Source organism: Bacillus sp. LR--39 (assembly GCF_053613335.1).
In genome coordinates, this window is the sequence record NZ_JBSIOT010001184.1 from 1 (window position 1) to 607 (window position 607).

A 607-nucleotide genomic window follows, 5' to 3' on the forward strand; every position below is an offset into this window, starting at 1 on the left:
CTTGCTCCTTCGATCAACTCATTTCCTCTGAATACAGTACCGTCCAAGTCAATCAGAATGCCGGCTGGTGACACAGGCGTATCATGACTGGCCATAATACGCATTTGCTCCGTGTTTTCGATAAAAATGCTTTTCATGCAGGACTGTATTGATTGGGGTTACATCCTTGTTCAGCATAATAGAGTGATAGGCCATTTCGGCAACCGTTTCTAATACAACTGCGTTATGAATGGCATTTAAGGCGTCAGTGCCCCAGCAGAACGGTCCGTGATTATTCACGAGCACACCCGGCACCTGTTCGTAGTTATGATGGTGAAAGGTTTCCGCTATGACTTTTCCTGTATTCAGTTCGTAGTCATGAATGATTTCTTCATCATACATTTCTCGAGTACATGGAATCGCACTGTCAAAATAATCAGCATGGGTCGTGCCTAACGGAGGGATGTCTCTGCCCGATTGCGCCCAGCTTGTCGCCCATTGGGAATGGGTATGGACAATTCCCCCGATATTCGGAAAGGCTTTATATAGATAAACATGGGTAGGTGTATCTGAAGAAGGCTTAAGCGAGCCTTCGACGACCTCTCCATCAAGGTTCAAAACAACCAAG

Annotated in this window: 1 protein-coding gene and 1 pseudogene; both read right to left on the reverse strand. The window is 46.0% G+C overall.

All coding sequences use genetic code 11. From position 1 onward, the window contains the following. A pseudogene (locus ACWHAR_RS29300) lies at positions 1 to 104 on the reverse strand (haloacid dehalogenase); the annotation flags it as partial. After that, positions 82 to 607, reverse strand: a 526-nt coding sequence (gene araD / locus ACWHAR_RS29305; protein WP_452088722.1) for an L-ribulose-5-phosphate 4-epimerase AraD, incomplete at its 5' end; no start/stop codon positions are given. The gene araD and the pseudogene ACWHAR_RS29300, both read right to left, overlap by 23 nt.